The following is a 17,391-nucleotide window of genomic DNA, read 5'->3' as shown; positions in this document are numbered from 1 at the left end:
GACAATAACATGCCAGAAGGTCCGGAGATCCGCCGCGCGGCGGATAGCCTGGAGGTGGCGATAAAGGGCAAACCTCTGACTCACGTCTGGTTTGCTTTTCCTCAACTGAAACCGTTTGAATCACAACTGGTGGGGCAGACGGTGACCCACATTGAAACGCGCGGCAAAGCGTTACTCACCCACTTTTCCCATACCCTGACGTTATATAGCCACAATCAGCTTTACGGCGTCTGGCGGGTGGTGGAGGCGGACGAGCAACCGCAAACGACCCGCGTGCTGCGTGTAAGGCTACAAACGGCGGAAAAAGCTATCCTGCTTTACAGCGCCTCTGATATCGAAATGTTAACGCCGGAGCAGCTGCTGACGCATCCGTTCTTACAGCGTGTCGGGCCAGACGTGCTGGACATGCGCCTGACGGCGAGCGAGGTGAAAGCCCGGCTGTTATCCCCCACATTCCGCAACCGGCAGTTTTCCGGGCTGTTGCTCGATCAGGCATTTCTGGCGGGGCTGGGAAATTACCTGCGGGTGGAAATCCTCTGGGAAGTGGGGCTGGCGCCGCAGCACAAAGCGTCGCAGCTGAGCGATGAACAGCTGGAGGCGCTGTCGCACGCGTTACTGGCTATTCCGCGGCTGTCGTACAACACGCGTGGCGTGGTGGATGAGAACAAGCATCACGGGGCGCTGTTCCGCTTCAAGGTGTTTCATCGGGCGGGTAAAAAGTGCGAGCGGTGCGGTGGGGTGATTGAGAAGGCGACGATCTCTTCCAGACCGTTTTACTGGTGTCCTGGGTGCCAGATGTAAAATCAAAACGGCAACGAAAGTTGCCGTTTTTAATATTTTCACCCTCTCCCTGTGGGAGAGGGCCGGGGTGAGGGCATCAGGCCGCACCCAACGTTTATTAGCGCTTAATATCAGACTTAAAATCACGCTGCTCGTAGCCGGTGTACAGCTGACGAGGACGGGCGATTTTCATGCCTTCGCTGTGCATTTCGTTCCAGTGCGCAATCCAGCCCACGGTACGCGCCATGGCGAAGATCACGGTGAACATGGAGGACGGAATACCCATCGCTTTCAGAATAATGCCAGAGTAGAAATCGACGTTCGGGTAGAGTTTCTTCTCGATGAAGTACGGGTCGTTCAGCGCGATGTGTTCCAGCTCCATCGCCACTTCCAGCAGATCATCTTTGGTGCCCAGCTCTTTCAGCACTTCGTGGCAGGTCTCACGCATAACGGTCGCGCGCGGGTCGTAGTTTTTGTAAACACGGTGACCGAAGCCCATCAGACGGAAGGAGTCATTCTTGTCTTTCGCGCGGCGCACGAACTCAGGAATGTGCTCCACGGAGCTGATCTCTTCCAGCATCTTCAGCGCCGCTTCGTTCGCGCCACCGTGCGCCGGTCCCCACAGGGAGGCAATACCCGCGGCGATACAGGCGAACGGGTTCGCGCCAGAAGAGCCTGCGGTACGGACGGTAGAGGTAGAAGCGTTCTGTTCGTGGTCAGCGTGCAGGATCAGAATACGGTCCATGGCGCGTTCCAGCACAGGGTTTACTTCGTACTCTTCGCACGGCGTGGAGAACATCATGCGCAGGAAGTTACCCGCATAGGAGAGGTCGTTGCGTGGGTACACAAACGGCTGACCGATAGAGTATTTGTAACACATCGCCGCCATGGTAGGCATTTTGGACAGCAGACGGAACGCCGCGATATCACGGTGACGTGGGTTATTCACGTCCAGAGAATCGTGGTAGAACGCCGCCAGCGCACCGGTAATCCCGCACATGACCGCCATCGGGTGAGAGTCACGACGGAACGCATGGAACAGACGGGTGATCTGCTCATGGATCATGGTGTGACGGGTCACGGTGGTTTTGAATTCATCGTACTGCGCCTGCGTCGGTTTTTCGCCGTTCAGCAGGATGTAGCACACTTCCAGATAGTTGGATTCGGTGGCTAACTGATCGATGGGGAAGCCGCGATGGAGCAGGATACCTTCGTCACCGTCAATGTAGGTGATTTTGGATTCGCAAGATGCGGTGGAGGTGAATCCAGGATCAAAGGTGAATACCCCTTTGGAACCCAGCGTACGGATATCAATAACATCCTGACCGAGCGTGCCTTTTAGCACATCCAGTTCAATAGCATCATCACCATTTAGGGTGAGTTTTGCCTTTGTATCAGCCATTTACGGTCTCCTTAGCGCCTTATGCTTAAGACTGCTTTTACCGGATTTGCCTTCAGCTGTTAATCACCGTTACCAGATTGTTATTTGGCTTACCGCTCAGCTCACGAGGAGAAACCAGGGTACAGAGCTATGGCGCCTTGCAGGTAAACGAATGAAATATCAGTGAAACAACAGCAAATCAGCGTTTTTGCAGTCCGAATTATTCAAACCTGTATATCACTAATAACTGTCCTGATAACTTCGGTCAATACCATCACACTGTTACATAACTATTTGTCAGGTGAAAGAGAGACCTCATAACTTTTGCGCATTATATGCCTTTTCTGATGACGTTTGTAACAATATTGTTTAACATTTGTCAAATCAGATGATTAAAAATTAAAAAGATGTTGTTATCGTGACCCCGATCACTGTTCCAGAGAAAACCCAACAAACTGTATGTAGGTTAATTGTAATGATTTTGTGAACGGCCTATACTGCCGCCAGGTCTCCGGAACACCCTGCAATCCCGAGCCACCCAGCGTTGTAACGTGTCGTTTTAGCATTTGGAAGCAATGTTTTGCATGACGCGCAGTTATAGAAAAGGAACGCTGTCTGACCCGCATCGCAGTCCGGAGGAAGGAAACAATAAGAACAGCATGTGGGCGTTATTCATGATAAGAAATGTGAAAAAACAAAGACCTGTCAATCTGGATCTCAAAACGATCCGATTCCCTGTAACAGCAATAGCGTCCATTCTGCACCGTGTTTCTGGTGTGATTACGTTTGTGGCGGTTGGTATCTTGCTGTGGTTACTGGGAACCAGCCTCTCATCCCCTGAAGGATTCCTCCAGGCCTCAGCCATTATGAACAGCTTCTTCGTGAAATTTATCATGTGGGGCATTCTGACCGCGCTGGCCTATCACGTTGTTGGCGGCGTTCGCCACATGCTGATGGACTTTGGCTACCTGGAAGAGACGTTCGAGGCCGGTAAACGTACCGCTAACATTTCATTTGTGATCACTGTCGTGCTTTCACTTCTCGCAGGAGTTCTCGTATGGTAAGCAACGCCTCCGCATTAGGACGCAACGGCGTACATGACTTCATTCTGGTCCGCGCTACCGCCATCGTCCTCACGCTGTACATCATCTATATGATCGGTTTCTTCGCGACCAGCGGGACGCTGACGTGGGAAATCTGGAGTGGTTTCTTCGGATCGGCCTTCACCAAAGTGTTCACCCTGCTGGCGCTGTTCTCCATCCTTATTCATGCCTGGATCGGCATGTGGCAGGTGTTGACCGATTACGTTAAACCGCTGGCGATTCGCCTTCCGCTGCAACTGATTATTGTTGTTGCTCTGCTGGTTTACGTCATTTATGGATTTGTTGTGGTGTGGGGTGTGTAATGAAACTGCCAGTCAGAGAATTTGATGCTGTTGTGATTGGTGCGGGTGGCGCAGGTATGCGTGCCGCACTGCAAATTTCCCAGAGCGGCCAGACCTGTGCGCTGCTCTCTAAAGTTTTCCCGACCCGTTCCCACACTGTGTCTGCGCAGGGCGGTATCACCGTTGCGCTGGGTAATTCCCATGAAGATAACTGGGAATGGCACATGTACGATACGGTAAAAGGTTCCGATTACATCGGTGACCAGGATGCCATCGAATATATGTGTAAAACCGGCCCGGAAGCGATTCTGGAGCTGGATCATATGGGTCTGCCGTTCTCCCGTCTGGAAAATGGCACTATCTATCAGCGTCCGTTTGGCGGCCAGTCGAAGAACTTCGGCGGCGAACAGGCGGCACGTACCGCGGCGGCGGCTGACCGTACCGGCCACGCGTTGCTGCACACGCTGTATCAGCAGAACCTGAAAAATCACACCACCATCTTCTCCGAGTGGTACGCGCTGGATCTGGTGAAAAACGCCGATGGCGCCGTGGTGGGGTGTACCGCACTGTGCATTGAAACCGGTGAAGTGGTTTACTTCAAAGCCCGCGCAACCGTGCTGGCGACCGGCGGCGCAGGCCGTATCTATCAGTCCACCACCAACGCCCACATCAACACCGGTGACGGCGTTGGGATGGCGATCCGCGCGGGCGTGCCGGTGCAGGATATGGAGATGTGGCAGTTCCACCCAACCGGTATCGCCGGTGCGGGCGTACTGGTCACCGAAGGCTGCCGCGGTGAAGGTGGTTACCTGCTGAACAAACACGGCGAACGCTTCATGGAGCGTTATGCCCCGAATGCGAAAGACCTGGCGGGTCGTGACGTGGTGGCGCGTTCCATCATGATCGAAATCCGTGAAGGCCGCGGCTGTGACGGCCCTTGGGGTCCACACGCGAAGCTGAAACTCGACCATCTGGGTAAAGAAGTGCTGGAATCCCGACTGCCGGGCATTCTGGAACTGTCCCGCACCTTCGCCCACGTCGACCCGGTAAAAGAGCCGATTCCGGTTATCCCAACCTGTCACTACATGATGGGCGGTATTCCGACCAAAGTGACCGGTCAGGCGCTGACCGTGAACGAGCAGGGCGAAGACGTGGTGATTCCTGGCCTGTTCGCGGTAGGCGAAATTGCCTGCGTATCCGTTCACGGCGCAAACCGTCTGGGCGGCAACTCCCTGCTGGACCTGGTGGTATTCGGTCGTGCGGTGGGGCTTCATCTCCAGGAATCCATCGCCGAGCAGGGCGCGCTGCGTGATGCGACCGACGACGAAATCGATGCCTCTCTGGAACGCCTCAACCGCTGGAACGGCAACCGTAACGGCGAAGATCCGGTGGAAATTCGCAAAGCGCTGCAAGAGTGTATGCAGCACAACTTCTCGGTATTCCGTGAAGGTGACGCGATGGCCAAAGGGCTTGAGCAGCTGAAAGCGATCCGCGAGCGTCTGAAGAATGCCCGTCTGGACGACACCTCCAGCGAGTTCAACACCCAGCGCGTTGAGTGTCTGGAGCTGGATAACCTGATGGAAACCGCGTTTGCAACCGCCATGTCGGCAAACTTCCGTACCGAAAGCCGTGGCGCCCATAGCCGCTTCGACTTCCCGGATCGTGATGACGAAAACTGGCTGTGCCATTCCCTGTATCTGCCAGAGTCGGAAACCATGACGCGTCGTAGCGTTAACATGGAACCGAAACTGCGTCCGGCGTTCCCGCCGAAGATTCGTACTTACTAATGCGGAGACAGGATAATGAAACTCGAATTCTCAGTTTATCGTTATAACCCGGATGTAGACGATGCTCCGCGTATGCAGGATTACACCCTCGAAGCGGAAGAAGGTCGTGACATGATGCTGCTGGATGCCTTAATCCAGCTGAAAGAAAAAGATCCTACGCTGTCATTCCGACGCTCCTGCCGTGAAGGGGTATGTGGCTCAGACGGTGTGAACATGAACGGCAAAAATGGCCTGGCCTGTATCACGCCGATTTCAGCGCTACAGCGTCCTGGCCAGAAAATTGTGATCCGTCCTCTGCCTGGCCTGCCGGTCGTGCGTGATTTGGTGGTGGACATGGGACAATTCTATGCACAATATGAGAAGATTAAGCCTTACTTATTGAATAATGGGCAAAATCCACCCGCTCGCGAGCACTTACAGTCTCCTGAGCAGCGTGAAAAACTCGATGGGTTGTACGAGTGTATTCTCTGTGCATGCTGTTCAACGTCATGCCCGTCATTCTGGTGGAACCCGGATAAATTTATCGGCCCTGCGGGTCTGCTGGCTGCCTATCGCTTCCTGATCGACAGCCGCGATACCGAAACCGAGACTCGTCTGGAAGGGTTAAGTGATGCTTTCAGCGTATTCCGCTGCCATAGCATCATGAACTGCGTCAGTGTGTGTCCTAAGGGGCTGAACCCGACGCGCGCCATCGGCCATATTAAGTCGATGTTGTTGCAGCGCAGTGCGTAAGTAACAACGCCGGATGGCGCTGCGCTTATCCGGCCTACGTAACAGTAGGCCCGGTAAGCGTAGCGCCACCGGGCAAATTGCAGAAACCTTTAAAAACTGCCCTGAAGTTTAGACAGTTTCTAAAGGTTCCTTCGCGGGCCAAATGAAAAGAGCTCGCAGGTGAACCCCGGCACGTACACGTGGTGTGCGTGGTAGTTTCTACGGCGAAAGTAAGCATAAAAATGCTTAAGGGATCACGATGCAGAACGGCGCAATGAAAGCCTGGCTGGACTCTTCTTACCTCTCTGGTTCAAACCAGAGCTGGATAGAACAGCTCTATGAAGACTTCTTAACCGATCCTGACTCAGTGGACGCAAACTGGCGTTCCATGTTCCAGCAGTTGCCTGGTACAGGGGTCAAACCGGATCAATTCCATTCAAAAACACGTGATTATTTCCGTCGTCTGGCGAAGGATGCCTCACGTTACTCTTCTGCGATTTCCGACCCTGACACCAATGCGAAGCAGGTTAAAGTCCTGCAACTTATCAACGCTTATCGCTTCCGTGGTCACCAGCATGCGAATCTCGATCCGCTGGGACTGTGGCAGCAGGAACGTGTGGCGGATCTCGATCCGGCTTATCACGATCTGACCGAGGCCGATTTCCAGGAAAGCTTTAACGTAGGTTCTTTTGCCATCGGCAAAGACACGATGAAGCTGGGCGATCTGATTGACGCGCTCAAGCAAACCTACTGCGGCTCCATCGGCGCGGAATATATGCACATTACCTCCACCGAAGAGAAACGCTGGATCCAGCAGCGTATCGAATCCGTGGCAGGCCACGCGAATTTCTCAGCAGATGAGAAAAAACGTTTCCTCAGCGAACTGACCGCAGCGGAAGGCCTTGAGCGCTATCTGGGCGCGAAATTCCCGGGCGCAAAACGCTTCTCACTGGAGGGCGGCGATGCGTTAGTCCCGATGCTGAAAGAGCTGATTCGTCATGCCGGTAAGAGCGGCACGCGCGAAGTGGTGCTGGGCATGGCGCACCGTGGTCGTCTGAACGTGCTGGTTAACGTGCTGGGTAAAAAGCCGCAGGATCTGTTCGACGAATTTGCGGGTAAACATAAAGAGCATCTCGGCACCGGTGACGTGAAGTACCACATGGGCTTCTCGTCGGATATCGAAACCGAGGGCGGTCAGGTTCACCTGGCGCTGGCGTTTAACCCGTCGCACCTGGAAATCGTCAGCCCGGTAGTTATCGGTTCCGTGCGTGCGCGTCTGGATCGTCTGGACGAGCCGAGCAGCAATAAAGTGCTGCCAATCACCATTCACGGTGATGCGGCGGTCACAGGGCAGGGCGTGGTTCAGGAAACCCTGAACATGTCGAAAGCGCGTGGTTATGAAGTGGGCGGTACCGTTCGCATCGTGATCAACAACCAGGTGGGCTTCACCACCTCTAACCCGCTGGATGCGCGTTCCACCCCATACTGCACCGACATCGGTAAAATGGTTCAGGCGCCCATCTTCCACGTTAACGCGGATGACCCGGAAGCCGTTGCTTTCGTTACCCGTCTGGCGCTGGACTTCCGTAACACCTTCAAGCGCGACGTGTTCATTGACCTCTTCTGCTACCGCCGTCACGGCCACAACGAAGCCGACGAGCCAAGTGCAACCCAGCCGCTGATGTACCAGAAAATCAAAAAACACCCGACGCCGCGTAAAATCTACGCTGACAAGCTGGAAAGCGAAAAAGTGGCGACGCTCGAAGATGCGACCGAAATGGTCAACCTCTATCGCGACGCGCTGGACGCGGGTGAATGCGTGGTGAAAGAGCTGCGTCCAATGAACATGCACTCCTTTACCTGGTCGCCGTACCTCAACCACGAGTGGGACGAGAGCTACCCAAACAAGGTAGAGATGAAGCGTTTGCAGGAGCTGGCTAAACGCATCAGCACCGTGCCGGAAGCGATCGAGATGCAGTCCCGCGTGGCCAAAATCTATGGCGACCGTCAGGCAATGGCGGCGGGTGAGAAGCTGTTCGACTGGGGCGGTGCGGAAACGCTGGCTTACGCGACGCTGGTTGACGAAGGCATTCCGGTTCGTCTGTCCGGTGAAGATGCGGGTCGTGGCACCTTCTTCCACCGTCATGCGGTGGTGCACAACCAGTCTAACGGTTCAACGTACACTCCGCTTCAGCACGTGCATAACGGTCAGGGCCAGTTCAAGGTCTGGGACTCCGTGCTGTCAGAAGAAGCGGTGCTGGCCTTCGAATACGGCTACGCCACCGCAGAACCGCGCACCCTGACCATCTGGGAAGCGCAGTTCGGTGACTTTGCTAACGGTGCGCAGGTTGTTATCGACCAGTTCATCTCCTCCGGCGAGCAGAAGTGGGGCCGTATGTGCGGCCTGGTGATGCTGCTGCCGCACGGTTACGAAGGACAAGGGCCGGAGCACTCCTCCGCGCGTCTGGAACGTTATCTGCAACTCTGCGCCGAGCAGAACATGCAGGTTTGCGTGCCGTCCACCCCGGCTCAGGTCTACCACATGCTGCGTCGTCAGGCGCTGCGCGGTATGCGCCGTCCGCTGGTGGTGATGTCGCCGAAATCCCTGCTGCGCCATCCACTGGCGGTGTCCAGCCTGGAAGAGCTGGCAAACGGCACCTTCCTGCCAGCCATCGGAGAAATTGATGAGCTGGATCCGCAGGCCGTTAAGCGTGTGGTGATGTGTTCTGGTAAGGTTTATTACGACCTGCTGGAACAGCGCCGTAAGAACGATCAGAAAGATGTCGCCATCGTGCGTATCGAACAGCTTTATCCGTTCCCGCATCAGGCGATGCAGGAAGTGCTGAAACAGTACGCTCACGTTCATGATTTTGTCTGGTGCCAGGAAGAGCCGCTCAACCAGGGCGCCTGGTATTGCAGCCAGCATCATTTCCGTGAAGTGATTCCATTTGGGTCTGCTCTGCGTTATGCAGGTCGCCCGGCCTCCGCCTCTCCGGCGGTAGGGTATATGTCCGTTCACCAGAAGCAGCAACAAGATCTGGTCAATGACGCGCTGAACGTCGATTAATTAAAGGATACATAATGAGTAGCGTAGATATTCTTGTTCCCGACCTGCCTGAGTCCGTAGCAGATGCAACCGTCGCCACCTGGCACAAAAAACCAGGCGACGCGGTAACCCGTGACGAAGTGCTGGTAGAAATCGAAACTGACAAAGTGGTACTGGAAGTACCGGCTTCAGCGGATGGCATTCTGGATGCAGTCCTGGAAGATGAAGGTACGACCGTCACCTCTCGCCAGATCCTGGGTCGCCTGCGTGAAGGCAACAGCGCGGGCAAAGAGTCCAGCGCCAAATCTGAAGAGAAAGCGTCTACCCCGGCCCAGCGCCAGCAGGCGTCTCTGGAAGAGCAAAGCAACGACGCGCTCAGCCCGGCGATCCGTCGCCTGCTGGCTGAGCACAGCCTCGACCCGGCAGCCATCAAAGGCACCGGCGTAGGTGGCCGTCTGACGCGCGAAGACATCGACAAGCATCTGGCAAAAGCGCCTTCTGAGGCGAAAGCAGAAGCGAAAGCGCCTGCGGCAGCACCAGCGGCACAGCCAGCGCTGGGCGCACGTAGCGAAAAACGCGTGCCGATGACCCGCCTGCGTAAGCGCGTGGCCGAGCGTCTGCTGGAAGCGAAAAACTCCACCGCGATGCTGACCACCTTCAACGAAGTGAACATGAAGCCAATCATGGACCTGCGCAAGCAGTACGGTGACGCGTTTGAAAAACGTCACGGTATCCGTCTGGGCTTCATGTCCTTCTACGTGAAAGCGGTCGTTGAAGCGCTGAAACGCTACCCGGAAGTGAACGCGTCTATCGATGGCGATGACGTGGTTTACCACAACTACTTCGACGTCAGCATGGCGGTTTCTACCCCACGCGGCCTGGTGACCCCGGTTCTGCGTGACGTGGACACCCTGGGTATGGCTGACATCGAGAAGAAAATCAAAGAGCTGGCCGTGAAAGGCCGCGACGGCAAGCTGACCGTAGAAGACCTGACCGGCGGTAACTTCACCATTACCAACGGCGGCGTATTTGGCTCGCTGATGTCTACCCCGATCATCAACCCGCCGCAGAGCGCGATCCTGGGTATGCATGCCATTAAAGATCGCCCGATGGCGGTAGACGGTAAAGTGGAGATCCTGCCAATGATGTATCTGGCGCTCTCTTACGATCACCGCCTGATCGATGGCCGCGAGTCCGTGGGCTTCCTGGTTGCCATTAAAGAGCTGCTGGAAGATCCAACGCGTCTGCTGCTGGACGTCTAGTTTTTGCAGTCTTGCCCGGCGGCGCGTTGCTTGCCGGGCCTACAAAAGCACTACCTAACGATTACCTGAAGGATGGATAGAACACATGAACTTACATGAATATCAGGCCAAACAGCTGTTTGCCCGGTATGGCTTACCGGCTCCGGTGGGTTATGCCTGTACTACCCCGCGTGAAGCAGAAGAAGCCGCATCTAAAATCGGTTCCGGCCCGTGGGTAGTTAAGTGTCAGGTTCACGCTGGTGGCCGTGGTAAAGCGGGCGGTGTGAAGGTTGTTAAGAGCAAAGAAGAGATTCGTGCGTTTGCTGAACATTGGCTCGGCAAGCGTCTGGTGACCTACCAGACAGATGCGAACGGCCAGCCGGTTAACCAGATCCTGGTGGAAGCGGCGACCGACATCGCGAAAGAACTGTACCTGGGCGCGGTTGTTGACCGTAGCTCCCGTCGCGTGGTGTTCATGGCGTCTACCGAAGGCGGCGTGGAAATCGAAAAAGTGGCGGAAGAGACCCCACACCTGATCCACAAAGTGGCTATCGATCCGCTGGCAGGCCCAATGCCTTACCAGGGTCGCGAGCTGGCATTCAAACTGGGTCTGGAAGGTAAACTGGTTCAGCAGTTCACCAAGATCTTCATGGGTCTGGCAACGATCTTCCTGGAGCGCGATCTGGCGCTGATCGAGATCAACCCGCTGGTGATCACCACCCAGGGCGACCTGATCTGCCTCGACGGCAAACTGGGCGCTGACGGCAACGCCTTGTTCCGCCAGCCGGATCTGCGCGAAATGCGCGACCAGTCTCAGGAAGATCCGCGTGAAGCGCAGGCTGCACAGTGGGAGCTGAACTACGTGGCGCTGGATGGCAACATCGGCTGCATGGTTAACGGTGCGGGCCTGGCAATGGGCACCATGGACATCGTTAAGCTGCACGGCGGTGAGCCGGCAAACTTCCTCGACGTGGGCGGTGGCGCAACCAAAGAGCGCGTAACCGAAGCGTTCAAAATCATCCTCTCTGACGACAACGTTAAAGCGGTACTGGTTAACATCTTCGGCGGCATCGTCCGTTGCGACCTGATTGCTGACGGCATTATCGGTGCGGTAGAAGAAGTGGGTGTTAACGTTCCGGTTGTGGTTCGTCTGGAAGGGAACAACGCTGAACTCGGCGCGAAAAAACTGGCTGACAGCGGCCTGAATATTATTGCAGCGAAAAGTCTGACGGATGCAGCTCAGCAGGTTGTTGCCGCAGTGGAGGGGAAATAATGTCAGTTTTAATTAATAAAGATACCAAGGTTATCTGCCAGGGCTTCACCGGTAGCCAGGGGACTTTCCACTCTGAACAGGCGATTGCCTACGGCACGCAGATGGTTGGCGGCGTAACGCCAGGTAAAGGCGGCACCACGCACCTGGGCCTGCCGGTGTTCAACACCGTGCGTGAAGCGGTAGAAGCAACGGGCGCAACCGCGACCGTCATCTACGTTCCGGCGCCGTTCTGCAAAGACTCCATTCTGGAAGCGATCGACGCAGGCATCAAACTGATCATCACCATCACCGAAGGTATCCCGACGCTGGATATGCTGACCGTGAAGGTGAAGCTGGACGAAGCTGGCGTGCGCATGATCGGCCCGAACTGCCCAGGCGTTATCACCCCGGGCGAATGCAAAATCGGCATCATGCCGGGGCACATTCACAAGCCGGGTAAAGTGGGTATCGTTTCCCGTTCCGGCACCCTGACCTATGAAGCGGTTAAGCAGACCACCGATTACGGTTTCGGCCAGTCCACCTGCGTGGGCATCGGCGGTGACCCGATCCCTGGCTCTAACTTCATCGACATCCTGAAGCTGTTCCAGGAAGATCCACAGACTGAAGCGATCGTGATGATCGGTGAAATCGGTGGTAGCGCGGAAGAAGAAGCGGCGGCTTATATCAAAGATCACGTAACCAAGCCGGTCGTCGGTTACATCGCGGGTGTGACCGCGCCGAAAGGCAAGCGTATGGGTCACGCAGGCGCGATTATCGCTGGCGGTAAAGGTACGGCTGATGAGAAATTCGCAGCGCTGGAAGCCGCAGGCGTGAAAACCGTTCGCAGCCTGGCGGATATCGGCGAAGCACTGAAATCCATCATTAAGTAAGTCCTCTCTGCTCCCCGGACGGGGAGCGTTGAAGTATAAAAATGTCCGTTTCGACATGGTTGGCCGCTGAAAGCGGCCTTTTTTTTATAACGTCACGCTGACCCCGGCGAAAAGGGTGAACTCCGGTAAATAGTCCCCTTTATGCGCCACGGTCCATTGCGGCTCCACAAACGCGCTCATCACCTTATCTCCTATCGGCCAGGCGCGTCCGCCGCCAAACCCGAGTGGAATAGAATAATCGTCACTTTTCATATTCCAGGTCCAGATGCCGGAAGTGCGTAAATACCAGCCTTTTGGCAATTTATAGACCACGATGGGCTGAAACGTCCCTGTTTCAACGTCATCACGTTCGCCATCGCCTGCAAAACTTTTTTGCCACTGCACCAGCGTACCCGCCATCCACCGGGGGCTGGATTTGATGGCGATAGCGGATAACCCCGCCTGCCATTTGCCGCTTCCCAGTTCGTCTTCCGAGGCGGAAGAGGCCGTGATTAGCGGGCCAACACCGATTTTGACGCCTTCCTGTTTAAGCAGAAAAATATCGAACAGATTGATATCACCTAACCCGGTGCTGTAACCGCTGCCGGGCTGGGGGCGGGTAGCGAGCGGGACAGTCATGCGCAGGATCTGCGGCACAGGCACCCAGTCGTTAGCGGCAATCGGCACGGTTGCGCGTAGCAGGGTATCGTTGGTGTGCTGATCGCTACCGTAAAGCTGCGGGGTGTAATAGTCCTGAAGCGCAATGGACGTGGACAGATGTAACGGATTGGTCGCTTTTTCTACGGCATCCGTCTCCTCCGCCAGGCACAGCCCTGGCAACGCGCCCAGCAGCGCGAGAATAACTGTTATACAGCGCATCGGCGTTGTCTCCTTACCAGAGATACTGGAGCCTGAAGGTCCACGTGGTGACGTCAGGCGAGGCATCGCGATGTTTGGCTGTATCGGTGTAAGCGACCATTCCGCCAAAGTGCGGGGTAAGCATAAAACCGACAGAACCGCCCAGCAGCACGTTTTCTTGCTCATCGTCCTGTAACTGCCCATCGACGCGGGTTTCACCGCCTTTTGCCCAGCTTCCGTCTAATGACAGCCACAGCGCGGGGGAGAGCGTATAGCTCCAGTGGCCTTCCAGCGTGTAGAGCGGACGCTGCTCAAGGCGGCTATTTTGCTGATAGTCTTTATTGTCGGTGTAAAAACTTACCCAACTGTTCAGCTCCAGCCAGCTTGCGCCGATGGGCACACCAAAGGCCAGTTCCGGCTTAAAGGACCAGCGGTTCGCACCGATGTTGATCGTATTACTGCTATCGTAGTCGCCGGTCGGTAACGTGAGCCACATGGCGGCGCTGAGAAACATTCCAGGCTGCCAGCGGCGAAACTCCTCTTCGCTTAGCGCGGGGGCACCAAACAGGTTATGGGCAAAAATAACCTGCGTATCCCCGAGATTTTCATGGCTCAACGATCCGGTGAAATAACGGGCGTTATCGAGCGAGGCCGTCACGCTGGCGTAAGGTTGAATGATCTGTATCGCCGATATTCGCCCGTCAATATCAAAAGAGCGGGCATAGCGCAGCAGGTAGAGATCGGCATCAACGCTCGCGCCGTCCACGGGCAGGGCGCTGTCAATGGAGGTGTTGGTGTGAATATTATTGTAGTAACCAAAAACCAGGTTCTTATCTTTAGGCAGGTTTTGCCAGTCGCGGGCATTATCGGCGCGCACATAGACCGGCAATAGGACGAGCAGCATCCCCACTATCAAAACAATAATGGCGACCAAAAGGTTACGCTCAGAGCTTCGCATAAAGCCCTCCTGTTATTTTTATTGCGCACGGCTCCCGCCCGCTAAAGGCGGGAGCCGTCAGCGTTTACGGGGTGACGATATTGAACATTTGCGGGAAGACATCCAGCAGGGCGAGTAATTCGTCCAGTTTCTGCGGGTTACCCTTCATCGATACCGTGCCATCATTGAGGATTTTATCCACGGGCGCGCTATGGCTTATCAGCCGCGCCACATCGACGACATTGGCTTTGAGGCTAAATGCCGCATCGGTAAATGGCTGCCCTTTGCGATAAATAATCACGCTGTTATTCAGCTCCACGCCGTAGGTGTCGCCTTCAGGCACGGTCCAGTTAAAACGAAGGGTTTTGCCGTCCGCTTTCGGACCGTTTAACGTCACGCCCATATAATCAAGCAGGGTTTCAGGCGGGATGCTGGCGGTTAAATCGCTGTCCAGCGTACTGGCGACCGGCAGGACAGGAACGCCATCACGAAGTTCTTTCGCACCGCTGAGATATTCATTGCGCCAGATGGCGTTTTCGCTTTGATAACCCAGTTGGGTAAATATGTCGGCCTGAAGATCTTTCGCCTGCTTGTTATCAGGATTGGCGAAAATGAGATGATTCAGCAGCTGCGCCGCCCAACGATAATTCCCGCTGTCCGCCGCCTGTTTCGCCTGCTGATACACCTTTTCCTCGCCTCCCATCAGGCGAACATATCTCGGGGCGACCTCTTTCTCCGGAAGGGGGTTCAAATTAGCGGGGTTGCTGTCATACCAGCCCATGTAAAACATATACATTGCTTTAGCGTTATGGCTGAGCGAGCCGTAGTAGCCCCGGTTAGACCACCGTTTGCCGATGCTGTCTGGCAGGGTAAGTTTTTCAGCCACTTCATCCATGTTGTAGCCTTTGTTGATGAGATTCAGCGACTGATCGTTGATGTATTTGTACATGTCGCGCTGAGAGGCGATGTAATCTTTGACCCGCGCATTATCCCAGACGGGCCACAGATGCTGGCTGAGCGCGATCTCCGCCTGATCGCCATATTTTATCAGCGCTTTATCCAGCGCTTTCCACCAGTTAACGGCGCTGCGGGCTTTCGCACCACGCAGGGTATAGAGGTTATGCATCGTGGCGTTGAAGAGTTCGGAGCCATCAAACACTTTGAACTGTGGGAACCACATCATCATTTCTGATGGCGCTTCTGCGCCCGGCGCGAGCATAAAATTCACCTCAACGCCGTCAATGTTTTCGCGCTGCTCGGGCTGGCTAATGATATTGGTGGGGGTGATGAGCGTGTTTTTGCTGGTGGCGATAGTTTTACCGATCCCATCGTCCACCTGGCCTACAGCGCTGGGTTTGACCATCATCGCGTACATATAAAGCGCGCGACGACTCATCGCGTTACCGGCCAGGAAGTTTTCGCTGGCGGCTTCTTCCACAAACCCTTCGGGCGCATATATTTTGACTTTGCCGCTTTTCACATCCGTTTCGGACACCATGCCTTTGACGCCGCCAAAGTGGTCGAGGTGGCTATGGGAATAAATCACCGCGACAACCGGTTTTTTAGGCCGATGCTGATAATACAGTTCCAGCCCGGCGCGCGCGGACTCGGGAATAACCAGTGGGTCGATGATAATTAATCCGCTATCGCCTTCTATGATGGTCATATTTGAAATATCGATGCCGCGTATTTGATATACGCGGTCGGTCACTTTAAAGAGACCGTTAATATTATTTAACTGCGCATGGCGCCAGAGTGAAGGGTTAACGGTATCGGGTGCTTCACCTTTTAAAAATGACCAGTTTTCAAGGTTAACAACCGGTTTGCCGTTGTCTTTTTTTATTATTAAAGGATCGATGGTGGCGATAAATCCACGTTTTGCATCGTCGATATCGCGCTTGTCGTTGAAATTAAGCTTCTGATACATCGCCGCGTTGTTTTCACGGGTGTACGCAGAGGCTGCGGGGGCGACGCGGGTCGCGCAGACCTGCCCGGATACCGCCAGGGTAAGCATGAGGAAAGCTATTTTCTTGAGTTTCATATCCTGAATCCCTTTGTGTAAAAAACCACGCTGAGAATGAGGCATAATGAAATCGGAAAAGAGATATTATATCCGCGAGTAGTATGAACCGTTCGCCTTATAAACAAAAGCGCGGCAATTTATTGCTTTAGCGAATGAATAACGGAAAGCCAGCGTGGATAAGGGGTAAAGGCGTGGGCTTTGTCAAAATCAGAATAATAAGCGTGAGCACGCTCACTGTATGTTATTTGTTTCGTAAATACTATTTTTGTCAGCCCTTACAAAAAGGTACACAAAGAAATATTTCATCCTATTAATTATTATGCCCTGTTGTTATACAGGGCATAAATTTTAGTGATGACGACGCGCAATTAACGTGAAGCGGTAATCTTCGCTTTTAAAACTGTTGCGGCTATATTCAAAAACTCGGCCATCTTTGAGAAAGCCGCGCGAAATTTTTTCCAGGATCGGTTTGGCGGGATCAATCCCCAGCGCGGCGATCACGTCTTCATCCGGCATGACCGGGACGATCTCCTGTTCGCTGCGATCGATAACCATTTTTTTGATCTGCTCAATGTAGTGATATTTGGAATTTTCCATCACTTCCCAGGTCAGGTCAGGAAAAAGCGCGAGCGGCATCCATGTCTCTTCCAGCGTCACCGGTTTTTGCTTGATAAAGCGCACGCGTTTGACGTGCCACACTTTTTCGCCCGTTGCCAGCAGCAGCGTCTGCGCCAGGGGGGCATCCGCTTTCACAACTTCAAAAATCTGCACATCGCTGTGGGTTTCAACGTTCCGGTCCGCGAGTTTTTCGTAAAAGCTGGTGAGCTGATAAATGTCGTAATTGACCCGCTCCTCCTTCACATACGATCCGCTGCCCTGAATGCTCTCAATGATGTTTTGCTCGGTGAGCAGCTTAAGCGCCTGACGCACCGTGACGCGGCTGACGCCGTACGCCTCCTGAAGGGTGGATTCGGTGGGTAACGCATCCCCGGGCTTGAGTTCGCCCTCCTGAATGTGCTGGCGCAACGCATCTGCAATCTGTCGGTACATCGGTTTACGGGTCATGTTATTCCGTTTTTGTATTGTTTTCTTAATACTATTCTCGCTAATTATGCACCGTTA

At 54.5% G+C, this 17,391-nt stretch carries 14 protein-coding genes; 9 read left to right on the top strand and 5 right to left on the bottom strand.

Annotation, left to right across the window (positions count from 1 at the left end):
- The first annotated feature begins 9 nt into the window (after positions 1–9).
- Complete coding sequence (gene nei, locus BH712_RS07380; RefSeq protein ID WP_006809585.1) at positions 10–801, top strand: endonuclease VIII; 792 nt, start codon at positions 10–12, stop codon at positions 799–801.
- A 97-nt stretch (positions 802–898) separates the two neighbouring features.
- On the opposite strand, the gene BH712_RS07375 is transcribed toward nei, so the two are convergent.
- Positions 899–2,182 (bottom strand): citrate synthase, encoded by a 1,284-nt coding sequence (locus BH712_RS07375; RefSeq protein ID WP_006809584.1) that lies wholly within the window; start codon positions 2,180–2,182, stop codon positions 899–901.
- A gap of 638 nt (positions 2,183–2,820) precedes the next feature.
- Here BH712_RS07375 and sdhC point away from each other — a divergent pair.
- The 8 genes from sdhC (at position 2,821) to sucD (ending at position 12,472) form a co-directional block, all read left to right on the top strand.
- On the top strand, positions 2,821–3,225 hold the full coding sequence (sdhC, locus tag BH712_RS07370) for a succinate dehydrogenase cytochrome b556 subunit (RefSeq protein WP_026080740.1): 405 nt from the start codon (positions 2,821–2,823) through the stop codon (positions 3,223–3,225).
- Entirely contained in the window at positions 3,219–3,566 is a 348-nt protein-coding gene (gene sdhD / locus BH712_RS07365) for a succinate dehydrogenase membrane anchor subunit (protein WP_003858621.1), read from the top strand. The genes sdhC and sdhD overlap by 7 nt, the downstream gene beginning before the upstream one ends.
- Positions 3,566–5,332: a succinate dehydrogenase flavoprotein subunit gene (sdhA, locus tag BH712_RS07360; protein ID WP_003858619.1), complete on the top strand. Its 1,767-nt coding sequence runs from the start codon at positions 3,566–3,568 to the stop codon at positions 5,330–5,332. The genes sdhD and sdhA overlap by 1 nt, the downstream gene beginning before the upstream one ends.
- Positions 5,333–5,347: 15 nt before the next feature.
- The gene (sdhB, locus tag BH712_RS07355) at positions 5,348–6,064 is read left to right on the top strand and encodes a succinate dehydrogenase iron-sulfur subunit SdhB (protein WP_006809582.1); all 717 of its coding nucleotides are present in this window, start codon (positions 5,348–5,350) and stop codon (positions 6,062–6,064) included.
- Positions 6,065–6,302: 238 nt separating this feature from the next.
- The gene (sucA, locus tag BH712_RS07350; RefSeq protein ID WP_006809581.1) at positions 6,303–9,110 is read left to right on the top strand and encodes a 2-oxoglutarate dehydrogenase E1 component; all 2,808 of its coding nucleotides are present in this window, start codon (positions 6,303–6,305) and stop codon (positions 9,108–9,110) included.
- 14 nt (positions 9,111–9,124) lie between these two features.
- Positions 9,125–10,351 carry a 2-oxoglutarate dehydrogenase complex dihydrolipoyllysine-residue succinyltransferase gene (odhB, locus tag BH712_RS07345; protein WP_006809580.1) on the top strand — a complete coding sequence of 409 codons (1,227 nt, stop codon included), beginning with the start codon at positions 9,125–9,127 and terminating at the stop codon, positions 10,349–10,351.
- An 85-nt stretch (positions 10,352–10,436) separates the two neighbouring features.
- Complete coding sequence (gene sucC, locus BH712_RS07340; protein ID WP_006809579.1) at positions 10,437–11,603, top strand: ADP-forming succinate--CoA ligase subunit beta; 1,167 nt, start codon at positions 10,437–10,439, stop codon at positions 11,601–11,603.
- Positions 11,603–12,472: a succinate--CoA ligase subunit alpha gene (gene sucD, locus BH712_RS07335; RefSeq protein ID WP_006809578.1), complete on the top strand. Its 870-nt coding sequence runs from the start codon at positions 11,603–11,605 to the stop codon at positions 12,470–12,472. Before sucC ends, sucD begins: the two co-directional genes overlap by 1 nt.
- 84 nt (positions 12,473–12,556) lie before the next feature.
- On the opposite strand, the gene BH712_RS07330 is transcribed toward sucD, so the two are convergent.
- The 4 genes from BH712_RS07330 to BH712_RS07315 all read right to left on the bottom strand — a co-directional run bounded on the left by BH712_RS07330 (position 12,557) and on the right by BH712_RS07315 (position 17,334).
- Positions 12,557–13,330, bottom strand: a complete 774-nt coding sequence (locus BH712_RS07330; protein ID WP_006809577.1) for a hypothetical protein — start codon at positions 13,328–13,330, stop codon at positions 12,557–12,559.
- Positions 13,331–13,343: 13 nt separating this feature from the next.
- Complete coding sequence (locus tag BH712_RS07325; protein WP_006809576.1) at positions 13,344–14,267, bottom strand: transporter; 924 nt, start codon at positions 14,265–14,267, stop codon at positions 13,344–13,346.
- Between the two features lie 64 nt (positions 14,268–14,331).
- A complete protein-coding gene (locus BH712_RS07320; protein ID WP_032673583.1) occupies positions 14,332–16,287 on the bottom strand; it encodes an alkyl/aryl-sulfatase in 1,956 nt (651 codons plus the stop codon).
- Between the two features lie 330 nt (positions 16,288–16,617).
- Positions 16,618–17,334 carry a GntR family transcriptional regulator gene (locus BH712_RS07315; protein ID WP_000197182.1) on the bottom strand — a complete coding sequence of 239 codons (717 nt, stop codon included), beginning with the start codon at positions 17,332–17,334 and terminating at the stop codon, positions 16,618–16,620.
- Positions 17,335–17,391: the final 57 nt, after the last annotated feature.

The organism is Enterobacter hormaechei ATCC 49162 (assembly GCF_001875655.1).
Taxonomy (GTDB): domain Bacteria; phylum Pseudomonadota; class Gammaproteobacteria; order Enterobacterales; family Enterobacteriaceae; genus Enterobacter; species Enterobacter hormaechei.
The sequence above is the reverse complement of the archived record's forward strand: the minus strand, read 5'-3'. Positions and strand labels throughout refer to the sequence as shown.